The 21,373-nt window shown below is 36.0% G+C and carries 23 protein-coding genes; 17 read left to right on the top strand and 6 right to left on the bottom strand.

From position 1 onward, the window contains the following. The first annotated feature begins 42 nt into the window (after positions 1-42). The 14 genes from ACFP65_RS07900 (at position 43) to ACFP65_RS07835 (ending at position 14,120) form a co-directional block, all read left to right on the top strand. Positions 43-1,092, top strand: coding sequence for a hypothetical protein (locus tag ACFP65_RS07900; RefSeq protein ID WP_379917456.1), 1,050 nt, complete (start codon positions 43-45; stop codon positions 1,090-1,092). A 655-nt stretch (positions 1,093-1,747) separates the two neighbouring features. Next, positions 1,748-2,197, top strand: a complete 450-nt coding sequence (locus ACFP65_RS07895) for a hypothetical protein (protein ID WP_379917454.1) — start codon at positions 1,748-1,750, stop codon at positions 2,195-2,197. A 24-nt stretch (positions 2,198-2,221) separates the two neighbouring features. Then, positions 2,222-2,422 carry a hypothetical protein gene (locus ACFP65_RS07890; RefSeq protein WP_379917452.1) on the top strand — a complete coding sequence of 67 codons (201 nt, stop codon included), beginning with the start codon at positions 2,222-2,224 and terminating at the stop codon, positions 2,420-2,422. Positions 2,423-2,670: 248 nt separating this feature from the next. After that, positions 2,671-3,099 (top strand): MarR family winged helix-turn-helix transcriptional regulator, encoded by a 429-nt coding sequence (locus tag ACFP65_RS07885; protein WP_379917843.1) that lies wholly within the window; start codon positions 2,671-2,673, stop codon positions 3,097-3,099. Positions 3,100-3,124: 25 nt separating this feature from the next. Further along, positions 3,125-4,837: an ABC transporter ATP-binding protein gene (locus ACFP65_RS07880; protein ID WP_379917450.1), complete on the top strand. Its 1,713-nt coding sequence runs from the start codon at positions 3,125-3,127 to the stop codon at positions 4,835-4,837. A gap of 22 nt (positions 4,838-4,859) precedes the next feature. After that, the gene (locus tag ACFP65_RS07875) at positions 4,860-6,632 is read left to right on the top strand and encodes an ABC transporter ATP-binding protein (protein ID WP_379917841.1); all 1,773 of its coding nucleotides are present in this window, start codon (positions 4,860-4,862) and stop codon (positions 6,630-6,632) included. A gap of 359 nt (positions 6,633-6,991) precedes the next feature. Beyond that, complete coding sequence (locus ACFP65_RS07870) at positions 6,992-8,095, top strand: HEAT repeat domain-containing protein (protein ID WP_379917448.1); 1,104 nt, start codon at positions 6,992-6,994, stop codon at positions 8,093-8,095. Further along, a complete protein-coding gene (locus ACFP65_RS07865; protein WP_379917446.1) occupies positions 8,088-9,491 on the top strand; it encodes a glycosyltransferase family 2 protein in 1,404 nt (467 codons plus the stop codon). Before ACFP65_RS07870 ends, ACFP65_RS07865 begins: the two co-directional genes overlap by 8 nt. Positions 9,492-9,522: 31 nt before the next feature. Beyond that, positions 9,523-10,326, top strand: coding sequence for a hypothetical protein (locus ACFP65_RS07860; RefSeq protein WP_379917445.1), 804 nt, complete (start codon positions 9,523-9,525; stop codon positions 10,324-10,326). A 155-nt stretch (positions 10,327-10,481) separates the two neighbouring features. Beyond that, positions 10,482-11,606, top strand: coding sequence for a helix-turn-helix domain-containing protein (locus tag ACFP65_RS07855; protein WP_379917443.1), 1,125 nt, complete (start codon positions 10,482-10,484; stop codon positions 11,604-11,606). A gap of 1 nt (position 11,607) precedes the next feature. Beyond that, positions 11,608-11,823, top strand: a complete 216-nt coding sequence (locus ACFP65_RS07850) for a PLDc N-terminal domain-containing protein (RefSeq protein ID WP_379917441.1) — start codon at positions 11,608-11,610, stop codon at positions 11,821-11,823. Continuing rightward, entirely contained in the window at positions 11,823-12,749 is a 927-nt protein-coding gene (locus tag ACFP65_RS07845; RefSeq protein ID WP_379917439.1) for an ABC transporter ATP-binding protein, read from the top strand. Before ACFP65_RS07850 ends, ACFP65_RS07845 begins: the two co-directional genes overlap by 1 nt. After that, on the top strand, positions 12,746-13,510 hold the full coding sequence (locus tag ACFP65_RS07840) for an ABC transporter permease (RefSeq protein WP_379917437.1): 765 nt from the start codon (positions 12,746-12,748) through the stop codon (positions 13,508-13,510). Before ACFP65_RS07845 ends, ACFP65_RS07840 begins: the two co-directional genes overlap by 4 nt. A gap of 373 nt (positions 13,511-13,883) precedes the next feature. Beyond that, positions 13,884-14,120 (top strand): hypothetical protein, encoded by a 237-nt coding sequence (locus ACFP65_RS07835; protein WP_379917435.1) that lies wholly within the window; start codon positions 13,884-13,886, stop codon positions 14,118-14,120. 211 nt (positions 14,121-14,331) lie between these two features. Here ACFP65_RS07835 and ACFP65_RS07830 read toward each other — a convergent pair whose 3' ends face one another. Continuing rightward, the gene (locus tag ACFP65_RS07830; protein WP_379917433.1) at positions 14,332-14,775 is read right to left on the bottom strand and encodes a VOC family protein; all 444 of its coding nucleotides are present in this window, start codon (positions 14,773-14,775) and stop codon (positions 14,332-14,334) included. Between the two features lie 635 nt (positions 14,776-15,410). Between ACFP65_RS07830 and ACFP65_RS07825 the strand changes: the two genes are divergently transcribed. Further along, positions 15,411-15,662, top strand: a complete 252-nt coding sequence (locus ACFP65_RS07825) for a hypothetical protein (protein ID WP_379917431.1) — start codon at positions 15,411-15,413, stop codon at positions 15,660-15,662. A 241-nt stretch (positions 15,663-15,903) separates the two neighbouring features. On the opposite strand, the gene ACFP65_RS07820 is transcribed toward ACFP65_RS07825, so the two are convergent. Further along, positions 15,904-16,194 (bottom strand): hypothetical protein, encoded by a 291-nt coding sequence (locus ACFP65_RS07820; protein ID WP_379917429.1) that lies wholly within the window; start codon positions 16,192-16,194, stop codon positions 15,904-15,906. A gap of 25 nt (positions 16,195-16,219) precedes the next feature. Beyond that, positions 16,220-16,660 (bottom strand): hypothetical protein, encoded by a 441-nt coding sequence (locus ACFP65_RS07815; RefSeq protein WP_379917428.1) that lies wholly within the window; start codon positions 16,658-16,660, stop codon positions 16,220-16,222. 318 nt (positions 16,661-16,978) lie between these two features. Here ACFP65_RS07815 and ACFP65_RS07810 point away from each other — a divergent pair, with 318 nt between their 5' ends. Next, complete coding sequence (locus ACFP65_RS07810) at positions 16,979-17,293, top strand: hypothetical protein (RefSeq protein WP_379917426.1); 315 nt, start codon at positions 16,979-16,981, stop codon at positions 17,291-17,293. Positions 17,294-17,323: 30 nt separating this feature from the next. Here the strand turns inward: ACFP65_RS07810 and queF are convergent, their stop codons facing one another. After that, positions 17,324-17,821, bottom strand: coding sequence for a preQ(1) synthase (gene queF / locus ACFP65_RS07805; protein WP_379917424.1), 498 nt, complete (start codon positions 17,819-17,821; stop codon positions 17,324-17,326). Then, positions 17,818-18,321: a QueT transporter family protein gene (locus ACFP65_RS07800; RefSeq protein WP_379917422.1), complete on the bottom strand. Its 504-nt coding sequence runs from the start codon at positions 18,319-18,321 to the stop codon at positions 17,818-17,820. The genes queF and ACFP65_RS07800 overlap by 4 nt, the downstream gene beginning before the upstream one ends. Positions 18,322-18,574: 253 nt before the next feature. Between ACFP65_RS07800 and ACFP65_RS07795 the strand changes: the two genes are divergently transcribed. Next, the gene (locus ACFP65_RS07795; protein ID WP_379917420.1) at positions 18,575-18,949 is read left to right on the top strand and encodes a hypothetical protein; all 375 of its coding nucleotides are present in this window, start codon (positions 18,575-18,577) and stop codon (positions 18,947-18,949) included. A gap of 56 nt (positions 18,950-19,005) precedes the next feature. Here ACFP65_RS07795 and ACFP65_RS07790 read toward each other — a convergent pair whose 3' ends face one another. Further along, entirely contained in the window at positions 19,006-20,874 is a 1,869-nt protein-coding gene (locus ACFP65_RS07790) for a diguanylate cyclase domain-containing protein (protein WP_379917418.1), read from the bottom strand. Between the last annotated feature and the right edge of the window lie 499 nt (positions 20,875-21,373).

The following is a 21,373-nucleotide window of genomic DNA, read 5'->3' as shown; positions in this document are numbered from 1 at the left end:
AGGGATTTTCTGAATTCAATTAAACACAAATATAATAGAATAATGGAAAATAAGTTCTCAAAGTTTATTAAGAAAATTGCACACGTTGTATTAGTCATTCTCATCTTGATCCTGCTTGGCAAGGAAGTGAGTCTTTTCCTAGGTATTACTGTCTTTATTTATTTTTTACATATTTCGATTCATGAATTAGGACATTTGATTGCTGGATTAATTTCGGGGTATCGATTGAATTGGATTCGTATATTGAATATTGTTTTATACAAAAAAAAAGGTAAGTATGAAATTCGCTATCAACCTTTTCCAGGGTTGATTGGACAATGCTCCATGAGACCCCCTGAAGACCTTGAATCTGCTCCTTTCGTACTTTATCATCTTGGAGGAATAATAGCTAACGCCGTATCCTCTGGATTAGTGAGTGTGTTTTTAATGAGCTCGCTACCTGAATTTGTCAGGAGCGGTATACTCATCTTTTGCGCAACTGGAGTTTTAATTGTTGTAGCTAACCTTGTTCCTTTTGGGTCAAATGATGGAAAAAATATATGGAATGGATTGAAAAGTACTAATCGAAGAATTCAACTAAATTATATTTTACAAATAAGCACGGATATGATGGAAGGAGCGACTTTTACAGAATTAGAGAAATATATATACTACAATAATGAAGAACCGTTAACTGACCCTTACAATGTCGCGATGATTTTACTGGATGTCAATCGTTACGAAGAAAAGTACGCATTTCAACAAGCAAAGAATTGCCTAATGCCATTAGTGAAAAATATTGATAAAGTGCAACATGCGCATAAAAAAGTTGTGTTAGCAGAATATTTGTTTCTTTCATTAATGTGCTCACCTGAGGATAAAGAGATTGAAAACTTTATGGAGAATAAGTGGTTAAAAGTTTATTTGTCCTTAAAACAAACAGATACCATAAGAGTATTAGCCGCGTATGCGCTTATCAAAGAACAGGATATAAAGAAATTTGAGACTTTGATAGTAGATGCTAGGTCATTGTTAGAAAAAATAATTGTTCCAACAGATAGTAAGTTAGAAGCTCAATTGATTGACTACTTAGAAGACATTGCCAAAAATTAACAATAGAGTGGCAAAAGCAAAAGACGGCTCCGTGTACACGAATGGGCTTGAAAAATAGGTTAGATAAATATTAAGCGAAAATGAAGTAGATTCAAATTTATTAAATCATGACATACTAAGTTTACATCACAATAAAGAGACCGTTAAATTAATCATGATTAATTTAACGGTCTCTTTATTAAAATTCGACAGCTAATACAGGTAACGGAAACTTCATTCCTTAGGTGATAGACTCAACAACATGAAAAGAACACTCATCGTCATGCAGAACATGTTATATGAAATACCATAATAATAAATATCTGGAACTGAGCCTTCGCTAAAATTACGAGTAACAAAAAGCATACTAATAGCAAATACGAAAGAAATGATTCTATAGATAATTTTCTTTGTCATATGAATTACCGCCTATTCTTTATTTTTAAATACCTTCTTTGTAAAAGTCGTTACTTATTTTATAGGTAAAGTATACTCTTCAGTGTTCGTCAGAAACAGTAGCCTTTAAAATAATTTTCGAATAGATAATATATTCTATAAAAAGACTTTTCGTATACATATCAAAGGTAAAAAGTAAGCTAAAAGCGTTCATTTTAATCATTAATTGATATATGTTAGACTCAACTATATGTGAAGATTAAAAAGGAGCGCATAAATCTTGAGTAAGGAAATCTATACAAAGGAACAGGAAAGAGAAGTATTGGAAGAAACGCTCAGAGATATGGGATATTACTTAAATCATAATTATTTTATAGCAGAAAGAGGAATTCGACCAGATCTGCAATGGTATTTTAATTGGTCACACTACATAACAGCGTATTTTGGTTTTTATTGTTTACTTTTCGAGGAAGATCATTTAGTCATGCTGAGTTTGAAGTATTTACAAAATGATCCAGAGAAACATAGCCTAAAAATCAATTACGCTGATATTACTGACTTTTTTATATCACGTCCACTTATACAATACTGTCTAGGGTTTAAAGTTGAGAACAAACGGTACTATTTTTATATTGATGCGAATGCTTCTTATTCCTTTACAGGACTGGACTTTTCAGATAAAAACTTTCATTACTTAATGGAAAATCATTTCAAAGGATTGATGAAATAAGAATATGTTAGGAGTATACGGTAAATGAAAGATAATAGTAGAAAAACTTTATTTATACTGGTCATTTTACTCGTATTCATAAGAGTAGGAGGGGCCTTTCTTAGAAGTGGGTTGGGTAGCTCGAGTAGTAACTTATCAGGAATACAACAAATCATTATTTTGGTGTCAACGATTGGGTTCTGGGGTCTCGTTTACTGGTATTTAAGAAATAAAAGACATAAATAGAGAGAACAGAACAAGGAAATCTTAATTTGACTTATAAAAAATCCTACTTTCGTTCATCTTACCGTTGAAGATTTACCACCAAAAGAATAAAAGATTTGAAATGCGAAACGTTAGTGATTCTGATTACTAGCGTTTTTTCTCTTGAATTTACCTAGTTGGTAGTTTGTAGACCTAATTCGTTGCACGCGCAACAAATATTTGATAAGGTTATCAAAGAGTAAATGAAAAGAAGGTGAATAGTATTGTCCATGATGCGCTTGATCAATAGAACCACTCGTTTAGGTGAGATGTATCGAAATGAAAAGATGAAGCAGTACGGTTTGAAAGGCATGCACCATACATATATCTTGAATATTTGTAACAATCCTGGGGTAACGCAAGAAAAACTTGCAGAGATTATCTATGTAAATAAAAGTAATGTGACCAGACAACTGACGAATCTAGAAAAAGCGGGTTATGTCACGCGTTCTCCTGATCCAAAAGATGGTCGAAAGTTGCTAGTGTATCCAACAGATAAAGCACGGGAAGTGTATCCAAAAGTCGCTAAGATTTTAAAGGAATGGAACGAGATGATTCTGGATGGCTTTTCAATAGAAGAACAAGAACTTTTACTAGAACATATGTCAAAGATCATGAATAAAGCAAAAGCGAAAGTCGATAAAATGGATACAGATTAAACTCATAGAGTAGAAAGGTATGTTCATGAAATTATTTATAGAATATTTGAAACCTTTACGGGGAAGATTAGCGAGCGGTTTGACGGTGAAATTCATAGGCACGATTATGGATTTGTTTCTACCATTGATTCTAGCTTTTATTATTGATGTCGTGATTCCAACGGGTAATATCAATCGGGTACTGCTTTGGGGAGGGGCGATGGTGCTTTGTTCGATTATAGCAATCGTACTGAGTATCAAAGCGAATCAGATGGCATCAGGCGTTGCCAGAGATGCTGTTGAACGGATTCGCCATGATCTGTATGAGAAGATTACCTATCTTTCTGCCAGTCAGGCAGACCAGTACGGAACACCGTCTTTGATTTCAAGACTGACGTCAGATACGTATAATCTTCACCGGACGATTGGCTTGATGCAGCGAATCGGTGTGCGGGCACCGGTCTTGTTGATTGGTGGAATTTTGATGACCGTCACTTTGGATCCCGTATTGACCTTGGTGATGATGGGCGTATTACCCTTTGCGACGGTGACGATTTATTATATCTCGAAAAAGGGTGTCCCCTTGTTTGATCAGCTCCAACAAGAAGTCGATAAGTTGGTCCGAACCGTTAGGGAAAATATTACCGGGGCTCGAGTGATCAAAGCCTTGTCTAAAACCGAATACGAGAAAGTACGATTTGAAGGGGTCAATCAAGGCGTCGTCGATGCAGAGACCAGTGCCAATAAAACCATGGCTGCCACAACACCATTAATGAATCTCTTTTTGAATATTGGATTAACGCTTGTTCTATTGACGAGTGCTTACAGAGTTAATGAAGGCTTAACGCAACCAGGCGTGATTATTGCTTTTATGACATATTTCACGATTATCTTAAATGCGATGCTCAGTATTACCCGAATCTTCGTCTTGTTCTCTAAAGGCTTGGCGTCTGCGGACCGAGTGCATACGATTTTACAAACGGAACCAGAGCTTGAAGTCCAGCCGCTGGATGAAATAGAAGATTCGGCTCATGTCCGTTTTGACCATGTGTCTTTTGGTTATGAGAAAAACAATACGGTAGAGGATATTGATTTTGTTTTAAACAGAGGTGAAACGCTTGGGATCATCGGCGCGACAGGTAGCGGGAAAACGACTATCGTCAAATTATTATTGAGACTCTATGATGTCGATTCCGGCAGCATCCGAATCGATGGCCGAAACATTAACAGTATGGATTTGGAAGAGTTGCATACAAAATTTGGCGTTACCTTCCAAAGAGATTTCTTATACGCAGATACCTTAAGTGAAAATATTGACTTTGGTCGCCAACTTCCAGAAGAAGACATTTTACAATCAACGGAAGCGGCGCAAGCGGAAGAGTTTATTGAGTCCTTAGACGAAGGCGTGGATCATCGTTTGACGGCTAAAGGGACGAATTTAAGTGGGGGACAAAAACAGCGGGTCTTGTTGTCGCGTGCTTTGGCGGGAGATCCTGAGATCTTGGTATTGGATGATTCTTCTAGTGCCTTGGATTACAAAACGGATGCCAAGTTAAGAAAAGCCTTGAATAAACATTATCAAGAGACGACAACCATTATGGTCGCTCAGCGCATCAGTTCCATTCAGCAAGCCGATCAGATTCTGATGATCGATAAAGGGCAAATCATTGGCAAAGGGACGCATAAAGAACTGATGGAGACCTGCGAACCGTATAGAGACATCTACTTTAACCAGTCGGGAGGCGAAGAAATTGCGTAAAGGCGGAAAGAAACCAAGACCGATTCCTAAAAAGAAGGAAAAGCTGAAAACGAGCCGCGCCCATGTCTTGAAACGATTGTGGTCTTATTTATTCAACTACAAGTGGATGCTTATAACCGCAACGATTTTAATGGTCACGAGTAATGGCTTGTCACTGATTGGACCTTATTTGTCGGGGCTTGCGATTGATGCCATCCAACCAGGAATGGGAAATGTCCTATTTCAGAGAGTGTTTTATATTGTAGGCTTAATGGCCATCTTTTTCGTACTCTCTTCGATGCTTGAGTATATGATGCAACGCTTGATGATTCGCTTAACGCAACGGACGGTCAGACGAATCAGGCGAGATGTATTCAATAAGATGTCGGAGTTACCAGTCGGCTTTTTTGACCAGCATCAAACTGGAGACATTATTAGTCGCATCACCTATGATATCGATACGATCAACCAGTCTTTACAAAATGATTTTATTCAAATCGTGACGAGTGCCATCACGATTATTGGGTCATTAACGATGATGATCCTGATTTCACCTATACTAACCTTGGTCTTTGGAGTCACTTTACCGATTTCCATTTTCCTGACAAAGTTTATGGTGGCGCGTTTTCGACCGTTATTCAAAAAACGCTCTGTTAAATTGGGAGAGCTGAACGGCTACGTTGAAGAAATGATTTCTGGTCAACAAACGATCAAAGCCTATAATCAGGAAGAAAATATGATCATGCGCTTTGACGAGAAAAATGAAGAAGCGGTCTCTGCTTATTATGATGCTGATTACTACGGCAGTATGGTTGGACCTTCGATTAACTTTATCAATAATCTTTCCTTGTCTTTGGTCAGTGTAGTGGGGGCACTGCTTTATTTATTCAATTATTTAACCCTAGGTGGCGTTTCTTCATTCGTTTTATATTCTAGACGATTTTCAGGACCGATCAATGAATTGGCGAATATCATCAGTGAACTGCAATCAGCTTTTGCCGCTGCGGAACGCGTCTTTTTACTGATGGATGAACCTTCTGAAGTAAAAGATATGTTGGATGCGCATGTTTATGATGATGCGGAAGGACACGTACAGATGAATCACGTTGATTTTGGCTATACACCAGAGAAAATGACGATTCATGACTTGAACTTTGAAGCACCAATTGGCAATGTGATTGCGGTCGTTGGACCAACAGGCGCTGGAAAAACAACTTTAGTGAATTTGCTGATGCGCTTTTATGATCCGAGTGCCGGAACGATTGAACTGGACACTGTGGATACAACGAAAGCAACAAGAGAGAGTCTGCGAACATCATATGCCATGGTCTTACAAGATACTTGGCTGTTCAGTGGGACGATCTTTGATAATCTCGCTTACGGGAAAGAAAATGTGACGGCTGAAGAAGTAGAAGAAGCCGCAAAAACGGCACAAATTCATGACTATATTATGAATCTGCCGAACGGCTACCAGACAGTGATCGACCAAGAAGGCTTGAATATCTCTCAAGGTCAGAAACAATTGTTGACCATTGCCCGTGCCATGATCTTGGATGCGAATCTATTAATTCTGGACGAAGCGACTTCAAATGTGGATACACAAACAGAAATGAAAATCCAAGAAGCCATGCAAAAGCTGATGAATGGGAAAACCTCTTTTGTGATTGCCCACCGACTGTCAACGATTCGTAATGCCGATACAATTTTAGTCGTTAAAGATGGACGGATTGTCGAACAAGGCAATCATGACGACTTACTTGAAAAAGAAGGCCTTTATTCTGATTTGTATTATTCGCAATTTGAAAGTGCTGTTTAAAAACAGAATCGAAACAAGAATTTTCACCGTTAGTCTAAGACGTAAGATCTGTTCACTATCAGATCTTACGTCTTTTTTATGGTCGAAAAGAACTTTAAAATGGAAGCGTTTAGTATAATATAACTTGTTTGATTGTATCTTAGGTTATATATGTCTAAATAATGTACAAATGGAGAATTTGAAAGATCATACTTCGAATTCGGATGAAATAGAATAGATTCCTAAAAACAAATATGATATTCTTAGCTGAATAAAAAAATCGTACAACTAGTTATAGAAAAAGTTTAAGTGAAAAACAGTAAAGCTACAAAATATTTCATCTACTCAACCTCGACTAAATTTAAAAAGGAAGTGATTATATGATCTGGTATTTTCTATTTGCACTGATTGCAGTGACACTCGTGATTATGGGGAGTCTTATCTTGTACAAAGTAAGAGAGTCAAGAAGAAGCAAAAAACAATTAAAGTTAACAAACAACTGGAAAACGTATTTTGATGACCGTTTCACAAATAAGCAAAGTGGCAGTGAAGTAATAGAAGAAACTACTTTTAAGCGCTTATACTCAATTGAAGAACTGATTGCATTTTTCGCAGGAGGCGCAGCATATCATCATTCTCCTTTATTAGAAGAAAGAGAACAATTCAGACAATTGATTCGCAATAACAAAAAAGACTGGATTCAGTTAGGAAAAGCTTATGGCAAGAAAAAGTTGATTGAAAAAGCCTACTTTGCTTATATCTGCGAACAGCTTCGCATCAATGATCCAAAAGAATACGATGAATTGACAGAGCTGATGGTGTCTTTTGCATTAGAGCCTTCCATCAACAGTCGTGAGAATGCACTTAAAGCACTCTATGCCTTTGGAAATGAAGATGCCGTAGTAGAAGTTTTCAAAAGATTGTCAAAAACAGCTCACACGCATCACCGTAAACTGGTAACAGATGGTCTGCTTGAATTTAAAGGAAACCAAGAAGGACTAGCAGAATCACTTTACGACAACTTCAGTGCGTTCAATGCAAACTACCAGGTTGCGATGGTCGACTTCTTCCGATTGTCAGACGCACCACTATCAGACAAGTTGATCGCCTTACTCAAGCAAGGAACAAAAGATAAAGAAGTGTTATGTGCATTGCTACGTTACTATGAGAAATATCCCGTTCAAGCCTACAAAAAAACCATTTTATCTTATCTAACACAGAGCTTTGATGAGAATTGGGAATGCGTCTCAACGGCAGCGGCTGTTTTGAGTCAATACCCTGGTGAAGATACACTTCAGGCCTTAAAAGTGGCTTTGTCTTCGCAGTATTGGTATGTAAGACTAAATGCAGCTCGTTCAATAGCAGAACTTGGTGTGTCAGAAGAATGTGTGATGGACATATTAGACGGTCAAGATGCTTACGCGAAAGAACAATTAGTGTATCAAATGGCGAGTACAAGAGAAAGGCTGGTTCAAAATGGATAATGTGGATATATTTCTACTTATAACAGGAATTTTCTTTGCGACGTATACCATTATTTATGGTTGTTATCTAACAATTAGTGGAATCATTTCTATGAGTAGTCTGCGCAATTACAGAATAAAACAGCGACTTGAAAATGAATTGAATCATCAATTTTACTTTCCGATTTCGATCCTTGTACCAGCTTATAATGAAGCGACAACGATTGTGACAACCGTGAATCATTTATTGGAAATGGATTATAAACTATATGAGATCGTTGTGGTCGATGACGGTTCAACAGACAAAACAGCTCAATCTATGATCGATAAGTATAATTTGAAAAGAGACTTTAAGCCGGTAAGGCTTCAAGTGCCTTCAAAAGAAATACTTGAGGTTTACAGCGGTGAGCATAATCATATTCCTATCGTCTTGGTTAGAAAGAAAAATGGTGGAAACAAAGCAGATGCTGTGAATGCTGGGATCAATGTTTCAAGATTTCCATACTTTGTAAGTATGGACGCTGATGAGATTTTACAAGCAGATGCTTTGAAATATGCGGCGAGACTATTCTTAGAAGACGATAAAGTCATCGCGATCGGTGGACAAATTTGTATCGCCAATGGTGTGACCTTCGAAAAAGGTATGCCAGTCGAAACTAAAATGAGCAAGAATCCCATCGTCAGTATTCAAACACTTGAATATATCCGTTCATTTATCACTTCCCGTATTTTTCATGATAAATTCAATGGGAACTTGAATATCTCTGGTGGATTCGGTTTGTTCAAAAAAGAAGCGGTGATTACAGTTGGTGGATATGATCCAAACAGTGTAGGAGAAGATATGGATCTGGTTTTGAGACTCCACGTTCATCACCGTGAAAACAATATTCCTTATGCTATCAAATACACATCTGATGCAATTTGTTGGACGCAAGCACCATTCACTGTGGAAGACTTGGGCAAACAGCGTGCAAGATGGCATCGTGGGCTGATTCAATGTATGTGGAATCATCGTGTCTTGTTTATGAATCCAAAATTCAAAGCAATCAGTATGATCTCTTACACCTATTATTTTTTATATGAATTGATTGCACCTTTCGCGGAATTACTAGGAATTATCGTGATTGGAGTAGCCTTGTATTTAGATAAGTTGAATGTACCTTTTGCGATTATGATTGCATTTTTATATCTGGGATTCTGTATTTTACAGACCATCGTTTTATATATGAGCAAGTCTTTGCAAAGAGTCGATAAAATGTACGCAGAAGATGTAGCTTGGACTGTGTTAATGGCTTTTGCTGAATCACTTGTTTTTAGACCTGTACTATTTTTCATTAGAATTTATGCGACGTTGACCTATGTAAGCAAACTTCATAGCTGGAGTTCGATAGAGAGGGAAGTACTTGAAGAAAACTAGGAGAAAATCCAAAAGGAAAGTGGTGATAAGTATGCTGTTTTGTTCTGCTTTACTGCTTTCTACTGCTGGTTTTATGTTTCAAAAGGATAAGTCAAGTACCGTCCTCTCGTGGTCGATTGGACAGGATACGCAGAAGCTGATGGATAAGTATCAGAAACCTTTGTCTATCAATCGTATTTTCCAATATGTTTACCCTCATGAGTATATTGACGGTAAACTTGCTAGCCATATTCAAGCGATGCGAGAGAATGAAATATCGGTTTATGCGATGGACGGTGGACATCATTGGGGAACGACAGAAGATGGTTTTGAAGAAATGACGGACTTTGTTGATCAAGTAGTGGAATTCAATGGTGCACAAGATTCTGACAACGTCATTGAAGGTATTGTATTTGATGTAGAACCTGCGCAAGATGAACGCTTTGAAAATAATGAACAAGAAATCATGAAAGAGTTTGTAGATAAAATGATACAAGCTTATGATTATGCTTCAAGTAAGGGTTTAAGGGTAGTGGTGTGTGTTACGTATTGGTACGATGAAAATCATTCAGCTGAGTTGAGACGGCTGATCAAAGACGGCTTGGATGAAGTAGCCGTCATGAATTATTATCGTAATAGAGAAATCGAGCATATAGAGAATGAAGTCAAGATGGCTAGAGAATACAATAAACCGATTATGAGTATTTTTGAGTTCGATAAACCAGATAATGAAGGCATATTTGATCAAAATACTTATTACAATCAGGGACCAGAAGCAGCGCATACAGTATTCAAAAAAATAGACAAACACTTTAACTATGATGGCCTAACACCAGGCTGGCATCAGTTGAGATGATTCAAAATAATCTAAAGACTACTCAAGACACTCGTCCATTGTTTTGAGTAGTTCTTTTTTTGTTTCCTTTTAGTTAACTTTAACACTTCAAAGTTAACAACTACTCTATTGAGTTCCTACAAAAACAATCGTACACTTATGTAGAGGTGATTGAGATGAAAGTAAGTTTAGGAACAGTGATTTTGAATGAGCGTAAAAAGAAACACATTACTCAACAGCAATTAGCGGATTTTATGGGTGTGTCCAAGACATCTGTGTCGAAGTGGGAAAACGAGTATGCCTATCCAGATATTACATTGTTACCTTTATTAGCAGCTTACTTCGATATCAGTATTGATTCATTATTAAACTATGAACCAGAACTAAACAAAGAAGAGATTCAGCAAATTTATCTTTCGTTACAGAAATCTTTTGAAACCCAAGAACCTAAGGAAGTTTGGAAGTCGATTAAAAGTCTGACTCGAAGATATTATTCGTGCTATCCTTTTATTTTGCAAATAGGTTTATTGATTTTAAATCATTTTGATAGATTGCCCGGAGAAGATCCTAGTGAACAAAAGGATCACTACGTTGGAGAAGCGCTGAACTTGTTTATACATATTAGAACGAGTAGTTCTGATACAAAATTGGTCGGCGAAGCAACCAAATTAGAAGGCTTCTGTCTATTATTATTGAACAGACCAGATGACGTTTTGGAAACTTTAGGAAGTTACGTTGAAAATTACATACCTACAGATGATTTAATTGCTAGCGCTTATCAACAAAAAGGACAGCATGAACGTGCAGCCGCTACGGCTCAAAGCGGTATTTATCAAAATACTTCGGTATTGATGAGTGCTTTAACCAATTATACCCAGTTAGTTTCAGCGGACTTTGACAAGTTTGAAGAAACCTTCCATAGACAACGAATACTAATTGAAACATTCAATATTGAATACGTTAATCCTTCTTTAGCTTTAAATGCGTATTTATCAGCGGCAGTCGTATATGCACAATATCAGTCAGAGAAAAAAGTTTACTACTGTTTACAAAACGTAATAGAGGTTTTAGAAAAGAATCAATGCATACTTGCATTCAATAGTGATGGCTATTTCAATTTGATTCAAGACTGGTTAGATCACTTACCTCTAGGTGATCATACCCCAAAAAGCTCCTATCAGGTTATTGAATATATAGGGAGTCTCATCTTGACTCATCCAGCATTTGATCTTTATAAAGAATCGGAAGAGATGATAGACATTGTAAGTAAGATTAAAACGACTATTAAAAGGAGTAAATGATATGAATACAGAAGTGCCAACATGGCTACTGGATTACTGGATGCTACTAGCTCCCATTATATTACTGCAGCTTATTTTGATGGTTACTGCATTAATCCAAGTTTTGAAACAAGAACAGTTTCGTTTTGGGAATAAAGTCTTTTGGATCATTGTCGTAGTAGCCATTCAGGTAGTCGGACCGATTGCTTATTTTGCTTTTGGAAAGGAAGATCAGTAATGGCTATCCTAAAACTAGAAAAAGTCACAAAGTCTTTTGGTGATCAACAAATACTCAATCGCATTGATTTGTCTATACCTAAAGGCAGTGTCTATGGATTTATTGGAATGAATGGTGCTGGTAAAACGACGACCATGAAATTGATCCTCGGCTTAGAGGAATTAACTGAAGGAGAAATCACAATAAATGGAGAAAGAGTGACATTTGGAAATACGAAAACAAACCGCTACACCGGTTACCTCCCAGATGTTCCAGATTTCTATGGCTTTATGACAGCGAGAGAATACTTGAAGCTTTGTGGTGAGATTACAGGTATACCTAAAAAGATATTATCAGATAAGATACAGGAAATGATTCAAAAAGTTGGCCTTAAAGAAAATAAAAAGCAAATTCGAACATATTCTAGGGGAATGAAACAACGCTTAGGTGTCGCACAGGCGCTTTTGAATGAACCAAAATTACTGATATGTGACGAACCAACTTCAGCTTTAGATCCAAGTGGAAGACGAGAATTTTTGGATTTAATAGCATCTTTAAAAGGTGACATTACAATTTTATTTTCAACGCATATTTTAGATGATGTAGAACGTATTTGTGATCAAGTCTGTATTTTACATCAAAGTAAAATCGTTGCGGACGGTGCGATTAAAGAATTGAAGAGTCAATATACAAGTCCTCAAATAGAGATACAAGTTGATCAAGAATCAGAGACTTTTCTGGTAACGATTTTAGATCAGTTGATGGAAGAGCAAAAAATTCAGTCATACCTTAAAGAAAATGATGCCTACATTCTTTCGTTTACAGGTAACTATACAGAGTTAGCGAGTCTGATTTTTGGTCAGTGTAAGGAATCGGGGTTTGTTCCCAATTTGTTTCGTAAAGTAGAACCTTCCCTAGAAAGAATCTTTTTGGAGGTGACTAAATGAGAGATATAGTCATATTTACAAAAAAAGAATGGTTAGAAGCGTGGAGAACCAAGAAACTACTCCTAATTTTAACAGTGTTTGTATTTTTTGGTGTACTGAGTCCCTTGATTGCCATATTAACACCAGAAATCCTCAAAAGTTCACTAGGAGAGAGCCTTCAAATTTCATTACCGGAACCAACATCACTGGACTCATGGGTACAATTTTATAAAAACTTAACGCAGATCGGTATTTATTTATTGGCGATATTCTTTAGTAATAGTGTGAATGGAGAAGTGAAAAGAGGTAGTTTGGTCAATTTAGTCACGAAGGGACTAAATCGTTCAGCGGTTATAACCAGTAAATTTTTGATGATAAGCATATTAGCAATAGGATCAATTGTCCTAAGTTTTCTTGTAACAGCAGCTTACACAAGTGTGTATTTCACGGATAGTATTAGTCAGCATACCGTATTAGGATTGATTCCTTTTTTAATCTTTCTATTATTTTTCTCAGCAGTGGTTATCTTAGGTTCAACCCTTTTTCAAAGTAGCTTTATTTCCTTACTCTTTACCTTATCGATTACGGCATTGATGTACCTAATCAATATTTTTGAAAGTGCACGGCCTTATAATCCGCTGACATTAATCGTAGAGAATGTAGCAATCATCCAAGGAACCACTGAGTTCAATCAAGTAAATTGGGCAAGCGTCATCAGTTTGGTACTAGCCACGATATCATTGTTGGTAGCTGTTAAAGTGATGGATAGAAAAAAGTTGTAATCGTAGTAGGCATTAAATAGAATTTAGAATATACAAAAAAGCTGACTTCAGTTATGTACTGGAATCAGCTTTTTTTTATTACTTATGTATATTATTTTTTAGCGGGTCCAAATTCTTTGGCGATTGAATGTATAACATTTGAGAGAAGATTTGTAGAGAATGCAATTGCAAGCATAATGATTTTGAAAAAAGCACCAATCATATATTTGATCCTTTCTGAAAAGAGTATAATAGAGTTGAATTACTTATAATGCTAGATTAGCATGAAAAAAGTGAGGAGCTCAATGGTTTTGAGGAGATAGTAAGCTTAGTTTCTTACTCATAATGATATGAGTGCCTAAGCTAGGGTATTCAATTGGATGAAGTAGCCGTCATGAATTATTATCGTGATAGAGAAATCGAGCATATAGAGAATGAAGTCAAGATGGTTAGAGAATACAATAAACCGATTATGAGTATTTTTGAGTTCGATAAACCAGATAATGAAGGCATATTTGATCAAAATACTTATTATAATCAAGGACCAGAAGCAGCGCATACAGTATTCAAAAAAATAGACAAACACTTTAACTATGATGGCCTAACACCAGGCTGGCATCAGTTGAGGTAACCATCTGAAAACGAATAACATAAGAAAGAGCTATTCAAGGTAAGCAATCTTGAGTAGCTCTTTTTAGTACTTCAACTAAAACTTAATGACTAACTTGGAATAAAGGGTAGCCTTATTTGAACAAGAACAGAATATTTCTTCTTTGTCGACAGATTATAGGGTAACGTTAACTCATAAAATTCTTACTTTTAACGCAGATCTTTTCTAATGTCTAATGATCCATTGTATGCTTATCTTTAAATTCTGTTATGATTTGCCAATTGATACCAAATTTGTCAGTAAGTTGAGCATAGGCAGGGCTATAGCTGGTCTTACCTAAAGGATAATCAATTTCTGCTCCCATAGATAATTTATCATATAGTTTTTCTGCATCAGCTATTTCTTTTAAATCGATCATAATACTAATGGCTGAACCTGGATGGAAGTTTTGGTCAGGTAGAGTGTCTGCAAGCATTAACCAAGAACCTCCAATATTAATAAGTGAATGCATGACATTTTCTTCGTACCCCTCCGGAATCCCATTCTCAAATTCATGAGGCCAGTCTTTTACAAGCTCCATGCTTTCAACAGATCCACCAAAAGCATCTGTATAAAAGGATATTGCTTCTTTTGTGTTACCATTTAGTAATAAATAAGGACTTAATTTTACTTCCATCTTAAAAACTTCCCTTCCGAATTAGATTCATCTAAATAATTTAATCCTTTTCATTTCTAGTTTGTTTTAAAGAAGAGTAATCTAGTCAACATACTTAATTGAACGGTGTTTCTATCAGTTTTTGTGAGATGAAATCACTTTAATAAGCAAATGGAAATAGCGTGACGATCACCTCCTCTAGTAGGATGTAATTGTAAGTTTACACAAACGTGGAAATAATATTTCTCGTCAGGAATAGATAGAAAGGCATGAGAATTTATACATATTAAAGTATTTCTCTTGTTAATAGGATAAGGATCGACCACTAAAAATGCTATCTTCAGTCAAAAAAGATTTAATTATAGCTAGTATAATCCCTTGACAGCCTGTATACAAACGAAACTATTTTCATGTTAGTTTCAATGATATAGAAACATCTCGTCCACGATGATTCAAATGAGTATTGATGCTGAAGTAGTTTTTTAGGAAGCGATGAGATATTTCGAAAGAGAAGTTGACGATTTGGAGAATTAATAAACTTAGTGAATACTATCTTATAAAGGATATGTTCAATCGTATATTTTGAATTACCTAAAAGCGGTTGATATACTTAAATTGGTTGGAGTAGTTCACATATACAGACAGGGGGAATCATTTTGTCAAAAGATATTTTAAGAGATCGAATCATTGAGATCTACAAAAGCGACGAGGGCATCAATGGTAAAATAGGTGACTTAAAGACAGCTTTTCCTGACGGTGAAATTATTGAAAAAGTGGAACAACTTTATGAAGAAGGGGTTTTAACAATCAGATCAGATAAAGGTTCTGGAAAAGAAGCCTTTCTTGACAAAGCAGACAGTGATAAAGAAGTGACAAATTTTTATCCAGAAGTATTGAAGTACAAATAGTAACAAATACAAATGAGCGTTAGTGAATAAAACTCACTAGCGCTTTTTTTATACACGTATCTATATACATATTCTGCCATAAAGACTAGTCGATTTTTTTAATCATTAAGATGTGAGGACCTAGACCAGGATAGGCAAACGGATCTCCTTGTTGCTCAAAACCGATTTTTTTATAATAATTCTTAACTTCTAAGCGTCCTTTACACCACAGAAAATCAATAGTCTTTTCTTTTAAGACTTCTTATGCAGATAATATAACGGATTTTCCAATGTTTTGTCTTCTAAATTCCGGTAATGTAGCCATTGCTCTCAATCGATATTGTTTTTCACTAGGTAACTCAGGACAAACATCTACCGAAAAAGAAGCTACTGAAACTAATGTGTGTTCAATGAAACCACCCACATGAAAAGTTGAAGGCAATAAATCTGTGTCGTATTGACACTCCTCAAAAGTCTGGTGGGGTCTTAGTATTTTGTGTCTGATAGGATAAACTTCTTCTGCAGATAGCTGTTTAATACTTAGTTCGGTCATTTTTATCATTCCTTTAAGAGATAAACTAGATGAAGGTGAAAAACAGAAGATAAGTGATAACGATAGTTAGTAAAACAAAAAATGTCTCAGACTTATTCATTAATAAAGCTACACACGCATCTCCATAAGGAACCGATCGTGTCTTAAACATGATAAAATCAAATAGAATATATCCAAAAGTGAGTATTGCAGAAAGTATCATCATATAAATAGCTAGAGACCGAGACAAGAAAAAGGCTAGTGCAGTCGTGAGTATAATAAACATAAAGGTTTGAAAAATTAAACCAGCGAGTACAAACCAGAAAGAAAAGTCTTTATTCTTTTTTGCGAGTTGTTGGTAGACTGATATATAGTTGTCCATTTGTTCTCCAGGTTCAATCCATATTCCATCGTTATTTTTTAGCGCCACATGAGCCGGATTACGATTCAACACGATTTTTATAGAATCTTTTGGAATGCCGGCCAAGATTCAACCGCAGAGATAATGACCTGTTTCGTGCACTGTAAGATAAAGAATCACTATCAAAATAAACCAAACTAGGTAAGTGAGTACATTCATATTAATCTTCCTTTCCATAGAGAGCTTCTAATTTATTTTATTCGCTGCTTGAACTATTGGATAAGAAACAAAAAGATGACCTAGATAAGTGGGAACGGTAATAGGAGAATCCTTATGATGAATATAAAATTTAAAGCAGAATTAGGTCAAGTGAAATGTGTAACAGAATATTTAAAAGAAGAAAGGTCTTTCATGATTCAAACTAATTGAGGAACAGTATCCTTAATGATAGGACATCAATATCTTTCTTTAGAAGTAGATTGTCATCAACAATCCGTTATTGGGATATCTGGGTTTTTTGATATTGAGTTATGCAAAACAGGACATGTATCTCATTTGAATTTTGAAGAAAATACTTTAGCAAAGATTGTATCTGAATCGCTATTGCTAGAATGCGAGGTTGGATACGACTATAAAATGATTGGCGAAACCATTTTTGATCCAATTTCAAAAAGATTGTTGGTTGGGACTATAGATAAAAACGCATATAAAAAAACCTCAACTTTTTCTAGAGACATTTGGAATCAAATGACTTACTAGTATAGTAGAGGTTTTTGCGATTATATAGCCCTAACGATTATCAATTGTCTCTGGATACAGATCATGATTCGCTAATCTATTCCAGGCTACGTCTTCCCAGCGTGTACCAGGTTTACCGTAGTTACAGTAAGGATCAATTGAAATACCGCCGCGAGGAGTGAATTTACCCCAGACTTCAATGTATTTGGGATCCATTAATTTGATTAGGTCTTTCATGATGATGTTCATGCAGTCTTCATGGAAATCTCCATGATTCCTGAAACTAAAAAGATACAGTTTCAAAGACTTGCTTTCAACCATTTTTTCACCGGGTACATAAGAAATATAGATTGTCGCAAAGTCCGGTTGTCCTGTGATTGGACAAAGACTTGTGAACTCCGGGCAATTGAATTTTACAAAGTAGTCGTTATTAGGATGTTTGTTGTCAAAGCTTTCGAGTACTTCTGGTGCATAATCCATACTGTACTTCACTTCTTGATTTCCTAAGTGAGAGATACCAACTAAGTCTTCTTCATTACGTCCTGTCATAAAATCACCTTTCTAGCTTTCAAGGGTTTTTCTAGTGCTTGAACCAACAGCACACCAAGAATCCCTGGAATAATTTGTCCAATGACTAGATTAACTACTAGCGCCCAATAAGGAACACCGAGTAAAAAGTTCAAGTAACTTGGAATACCTAAACCAATTAAAAAGATAATCGGTAAAGCGATAGACCAACGAGGTAATGCAAAACGTTTGATAAGAACGATAGAACCGGAAACAAGTATTCCGATAACCAATCCTCCAATAACATCAATAGGTCCTAATCCGCCAAGTAAAAAGTTCGAAAGTGCGTTAGCCAAACCAAGTGGAAGAACAAGAAAAGGGAATAAATAAGAAAGAGCGTAAAGACTGGTCGCGATTCGAATCTGATAAGCGCCGAAAGAAATCGATGCAGTAGAAGCCATAGCGACGATGTATAATGCAATTACAAGTGCTGAAATGGTCAGTTTACGGGTATTAAATGACTGTTGAGTAGTCTCTTTCATATTGATCACCTCCAATAAATTTGCGTTGAGTAGGATCCATAAAAAGATAATCCTAAACAACAAAAAAACGTCCAGTGCATGCGTATGCTAGGACGTTAAAATAAGCAATAGTCAAATGCTATTGCTTCCCTAGTTTTGTTTTCCGACAGGATGGTTACGAACTGTCTATTCTATTGGCTTATAGTAGAATACCATGGAATAAGGAGACATGCTACAAGATCTTTATTTTCGAATCAATTTAAGGTAATTGTTAATGAGTGATCGACTCACAATATGTGATATTGATTTATTTGAAAAGAGTCCAAGCCTGAACCAAGTAGGGGAAGATTATTGGGGAACGAGACGGATGAAAGCACCGGAAGAGTACCAATTGAACGCAGTCATTGATTCTAAGACGACTGTATTCACAATCGGCTCACTTTTTTTCAATCTCTTTGGGCATTATTCACAGGAAATATTGAAGGAGATCCATTTTAAAAGCCAATTCATTCCAATAGATAAAAAAGACTGGAAACTGTCTGATGAACTGTATCCATTGGTACTGAAAGCTGTAAGCAAAGATAGACAGGATCGGTATCCGACTGTAAAAATATTTGCTAGAGAATGGTTAAGGAGATCCAATAACTAAAAATAGACCAGTAAGCAATCAATTAGATGATTGATACTTACTGGTCTATTAAGACTTTATTTATATTGTTGTGCATTTCTTTTCACTCTATACATAGCATTATCAGCTCTGCTGAGTAATTCAGTAGCGGTAGTCCCATCAATTGGATAGTAAGCAAATCCTATACTAGCCGTACATATCAAGGTATATTTATCAATAATATGAGGCTCACTTAGCAATTCTCGCAAAGATTGAATCTTAGCAGACACGAGATAGGCTGAGATATTCTTTATAAGAATTGTGAATTCGTCTCCACCAAGTCTAGCCGCAAAGTCATCCTCTTCTATAAACTCTCTGATTCTAATAGCGATAGAAACTAAAATTTCATCCCCAACAGCGTGTCCATAGAGGTCGTTGATTTCTTTGAATTTATCTAGGTCAAGAAACAAAATAGCAAACGATGTTCCGTCCACCTCTGAATGCATAATTGTTTCTTGTAAGTTATTTTCAAAAGATCTTCGGTTAGCCAGGCCAGTCAAATGATCATGATACGCATAAAAGTGAATGCGTTCTTGATCCAATTTATGCTCAGTGATATCTCTACCAATGCCAAAACTCCCTACTAGTTTACTTTTAACTAAGATAGGAATATGGGTCATATGGATCCATAGATTTTTTCCGTGATATGTCTTAAATGTGAACTCATGGCTGTTAATCCAACCTTCGGTGATTTTAGCCATGTTCTCTTTAGCGGTTTTTAACTGCTGTTTATCGATATAATCAGTGATTGGAGAACCAATTAAGCTGTTTTGATCTGTTCCTAATAGAGACAATCCAACAGGGTTCATACTTTGGATTTTACCTTTCAAATCCAGAGAAAAGACGGAATCAGGGTGATACTCAAATAATGACCGATAACGTTCTTCACTGAGTTCGAGCTCTTCCGCTTTATCGTAATATTGTTTAACAAGATTTTGATTTTCAAATAGTACGATAAATTGCCTAAGAATAACAAGAATGATAGAAATTCCTGAACCGATACTAATCACATCAAGCCCGCTAGAGTGATTGATCATAAATACAAATAGAATGACGACTAATGCATAAGGTAAAACGAGTCGTGCGATCGAAGTAGAAATAACGTCGGTATCTGATAGTTCAGTTACTTCTTGCATATCACATTCTTTTTCCAGTAATGCCGTATAGCCAATCAACAAAACAGGTAGGATAAAGAGCGGATCAAACCAGCTTCCAGAAAAGTAAGAAGCTTGTGTAATTTCAAAGAAGTACAAACCAATTGAAAATACCTGTATACAAATGGCTGATATGATGTAATAGACAGCTTTTTTTTGATAAAAGTATTCGCCACCAAAATAGAAAATCGAGACACAAAGGATCAATACAATATCTCCTACAAGATAAAATAAAGCGACTAAAACAGAAGCGAGTAAGGAATCAGATGTTTGAGTGACTATTGGTCCTAAAAGATAATACCAACTGAAAGTAAGTGATACAGATAAGATCACTAATATATCGAACATAAATTTTAAAATGAAGGACTTTTTGGCGTAGGTGAAGATCCTCCAAGCGAAAGCAAGAAAGTAGCAGATACCTGAGCCAATATAGAAAATATCATAAATACCTGGGGAGTTTGATTCTCCTGGCAGAAATGAATTTGCAAAAGTCCAGCTAAACTCTGCAAGTAAGTAACTTATGGAAGCAAGCAATAATAATTGCCAATACCGTTTGTTTCGCTCTGTCTGTGCATATTTAAAGGAGTCAGCTATCCAAATAACGGGTAGAAAGGTGCCGAATAAGGAAATGATGTTACCGCCAGTTGTTCGAATCATTGCATCAGTTGGCCATACTACAAGCCAACTATAGTAGAATGCGATCCAACCAACGATAATGAATAACCAAATTCTATTTTTTGATTCTATGGGCATAGTTCATCTCCTTTAATTTAGTATTTAGAAAAATGATAACGTACAAAATGATGGTTATAGGACTAGTTATAATTCTCTTTATATATGTACTCAATATCGTAATAAATCCCTTTAAATTAAGTGTATCACAGCGAATTTTAACTATAATACAGAATTAAAAAATAGTATTTATAAATAGACTTGATAGTAAAAAATGGTGATAAATCTGTTATAGAAAAAATCAATCAATGAATTTTATGTTTTTAAGCGTATGACAATTTACAGGAATAGAAGTGAACGTTAGTCGCACTAGAGGCGATTTTTTTATTTCACTATGCAACCGTCGTCAACGTTGAGAAACTAGAAGCTAATCGCTATACGCCTTGATACGAAAAGGATTTCATAGAGTCTAGGGCACAGAAAATTCATGATTTTCTCGTTGACATTTACTAATAGTAAGTATAATATAGTTAGCACGGTAACTATATTTGAGTGGGTAGAATAAAACGTTGAAGATTGA

The organism is Marinilactibacillus sp. GCM10026970 (genome assembly GCF_042660675.1).
Taxonomy (GTDB): domain Bacteria; phylum Bacillota; class Bacilli; order Lactobacillales; family Carnobacteriaceae_A; genus Marinilactibacillus.
The sequence above is the reverse complement of the archived record's forward strand: the minus strand, read 5'-3'. Positions and strand labels throughout refer to the sequence as shown.

What these genes read in the sequence shown, in the direction of transcription:
- ACFP65_RS07900 (WP_379917456.1), top strand. Translation starts at nt 43, where the DNA reads ATGGAAAATAAGTTCTCAAAGTTTATTAAGAAAATTGCACACGTTGTA.
- ACFP65_RS07890 (WP_379917452.1), top strand. Translation starts at nt 2,222, where the DNA reads ATGAAAGATAATAGTAGAAAAACTTTATTTATACTGGTCATTTTACTC.
- ACFP65_RS07885 (WP_379917843.1), top strand. Translation starts at nt 2,671, where the DNA reads ATGATGCGCTTGATCAATAGAACCACTCGTTTAGGTGAGATGTATCGA.
- ACFP65_RS07880 (WP_379917450.1), top strand. Translation starts at nt 3,125, where the DNA reads ATGAAATTATTTATAGAATATTTGAAACCTTTACGGGGAAGATTAGCG.
- ACFP65_RS07870 (WP_379917448.1), top strand. Translation starts at nt 6,992, where the DNA reads ATGATCTGGTATTTTCTATTTGCACTGATTGCAGTGACACTCGTGATT.
- ACFP65_RS07865 (WP_379917446.1), top strand. Translation starts at nt 8,088, where the DNA reads ATGGATAATGTGGATATATTTCTACTTATAACAGGAATTTTCTTTGCG.
- ACFP65_RS07860 (WP_379917445.1), top strand. Translation starts at nt 9,523, where the DNA reads ATGCTGTTTTGTTCTGCTTTACTGCTTTCTACTGCTGGTTTTATGTTT.
- ACFP65_RS07855 (WP_379917443.1), top strand. Translation starts at nt 10,482, where the DNA reads ATGAAAGTAAGTTTAGGAACAGTGATTTTGAATGAGCGTAAAAAGAAA.
- ACFP65_RS07850 (WP_379917441.1), top strand. Translation starts at nt 11,608, where the DNA reads ATGAATACAGAAGTGCCAACATGGCTACTGGATTACTGGATGCTACTA.
- ACFP65_RS07845 (WP_379917439.1), top strand. Translation starts at nt 11,823, where the DNA reads ATGGCTATCCTAAAACTAGAAAAAGTCACAAAGTCTTTTGGTGATCAA.
- ACFP65_RS07840 (WP_379917437.1), top strand. Translation starts at nt 12,746, where the DNA reads ATGAGAGATATAGTCATATTTACAAAAAAAGAATGGTTAGAAGCGTGG.
- ACFP65_RS07835 (WP_379917435.1), top strand. Translation starts at nt 13,884, where the DNA reads ATGAATTATTATCGTGATAGAGAAATCGAGCATATAGAGAATGAAGTC.
- ACFP65_RS07830 (WP_379917433.1), bottom strand. Translation starts at nt 14,775, where the DNA reads ATGGAAGTAAAATTAAGTCCTTATTTATTACTAAATGGTAACACAAAA.
- ACFP65_RS07820 (WP_379917429.1), bottom strand. Translation starts at nt 16,194, where the DNA reads ATGACCGAACTAAGTATTAAACAGCTATCTGCAGAAGAAGTTTATCCT.
- ACFP65_RS07810 (WP_379917426.1), top strand. Translation starts at nt 16,979, where the DNA reads ATGATAGGACATCAATATCTTTCTTTAGAAGTAGATTGTCATCAACAA.
- queF (WP_379917424.1), bottom strand. Translation starts at nt 17,821, where the DNA reads ATGACAGGACGTAATGAAGAAGACTTAGTTGGTATCTCTCACTTAGGA.
- ACFP65_RS07800 (WP_379917422.1), bottom strand. Translation starts at nt 18,321, where the DNA reads ATGAAAGAGACTACTCAACAGTCATTTAATACCCGTAAACTGACCATT.
- ACFP65_RS07795 (WP_379917420.1), top strand. Translation starts at nt 18,575, where the DNA reads ATGAGTGATCGACTCACAATATGTGATATTGATTTATTTGAAAAGAGT.
- ACFP65_RS07790 (WP_379917418.1), bottom strand. Translation starts at nt 20,874, where the DNA reads ATGCCCATAGAATCAAAAAATAGAATTTGGTTATTCATTATCGTTGGT.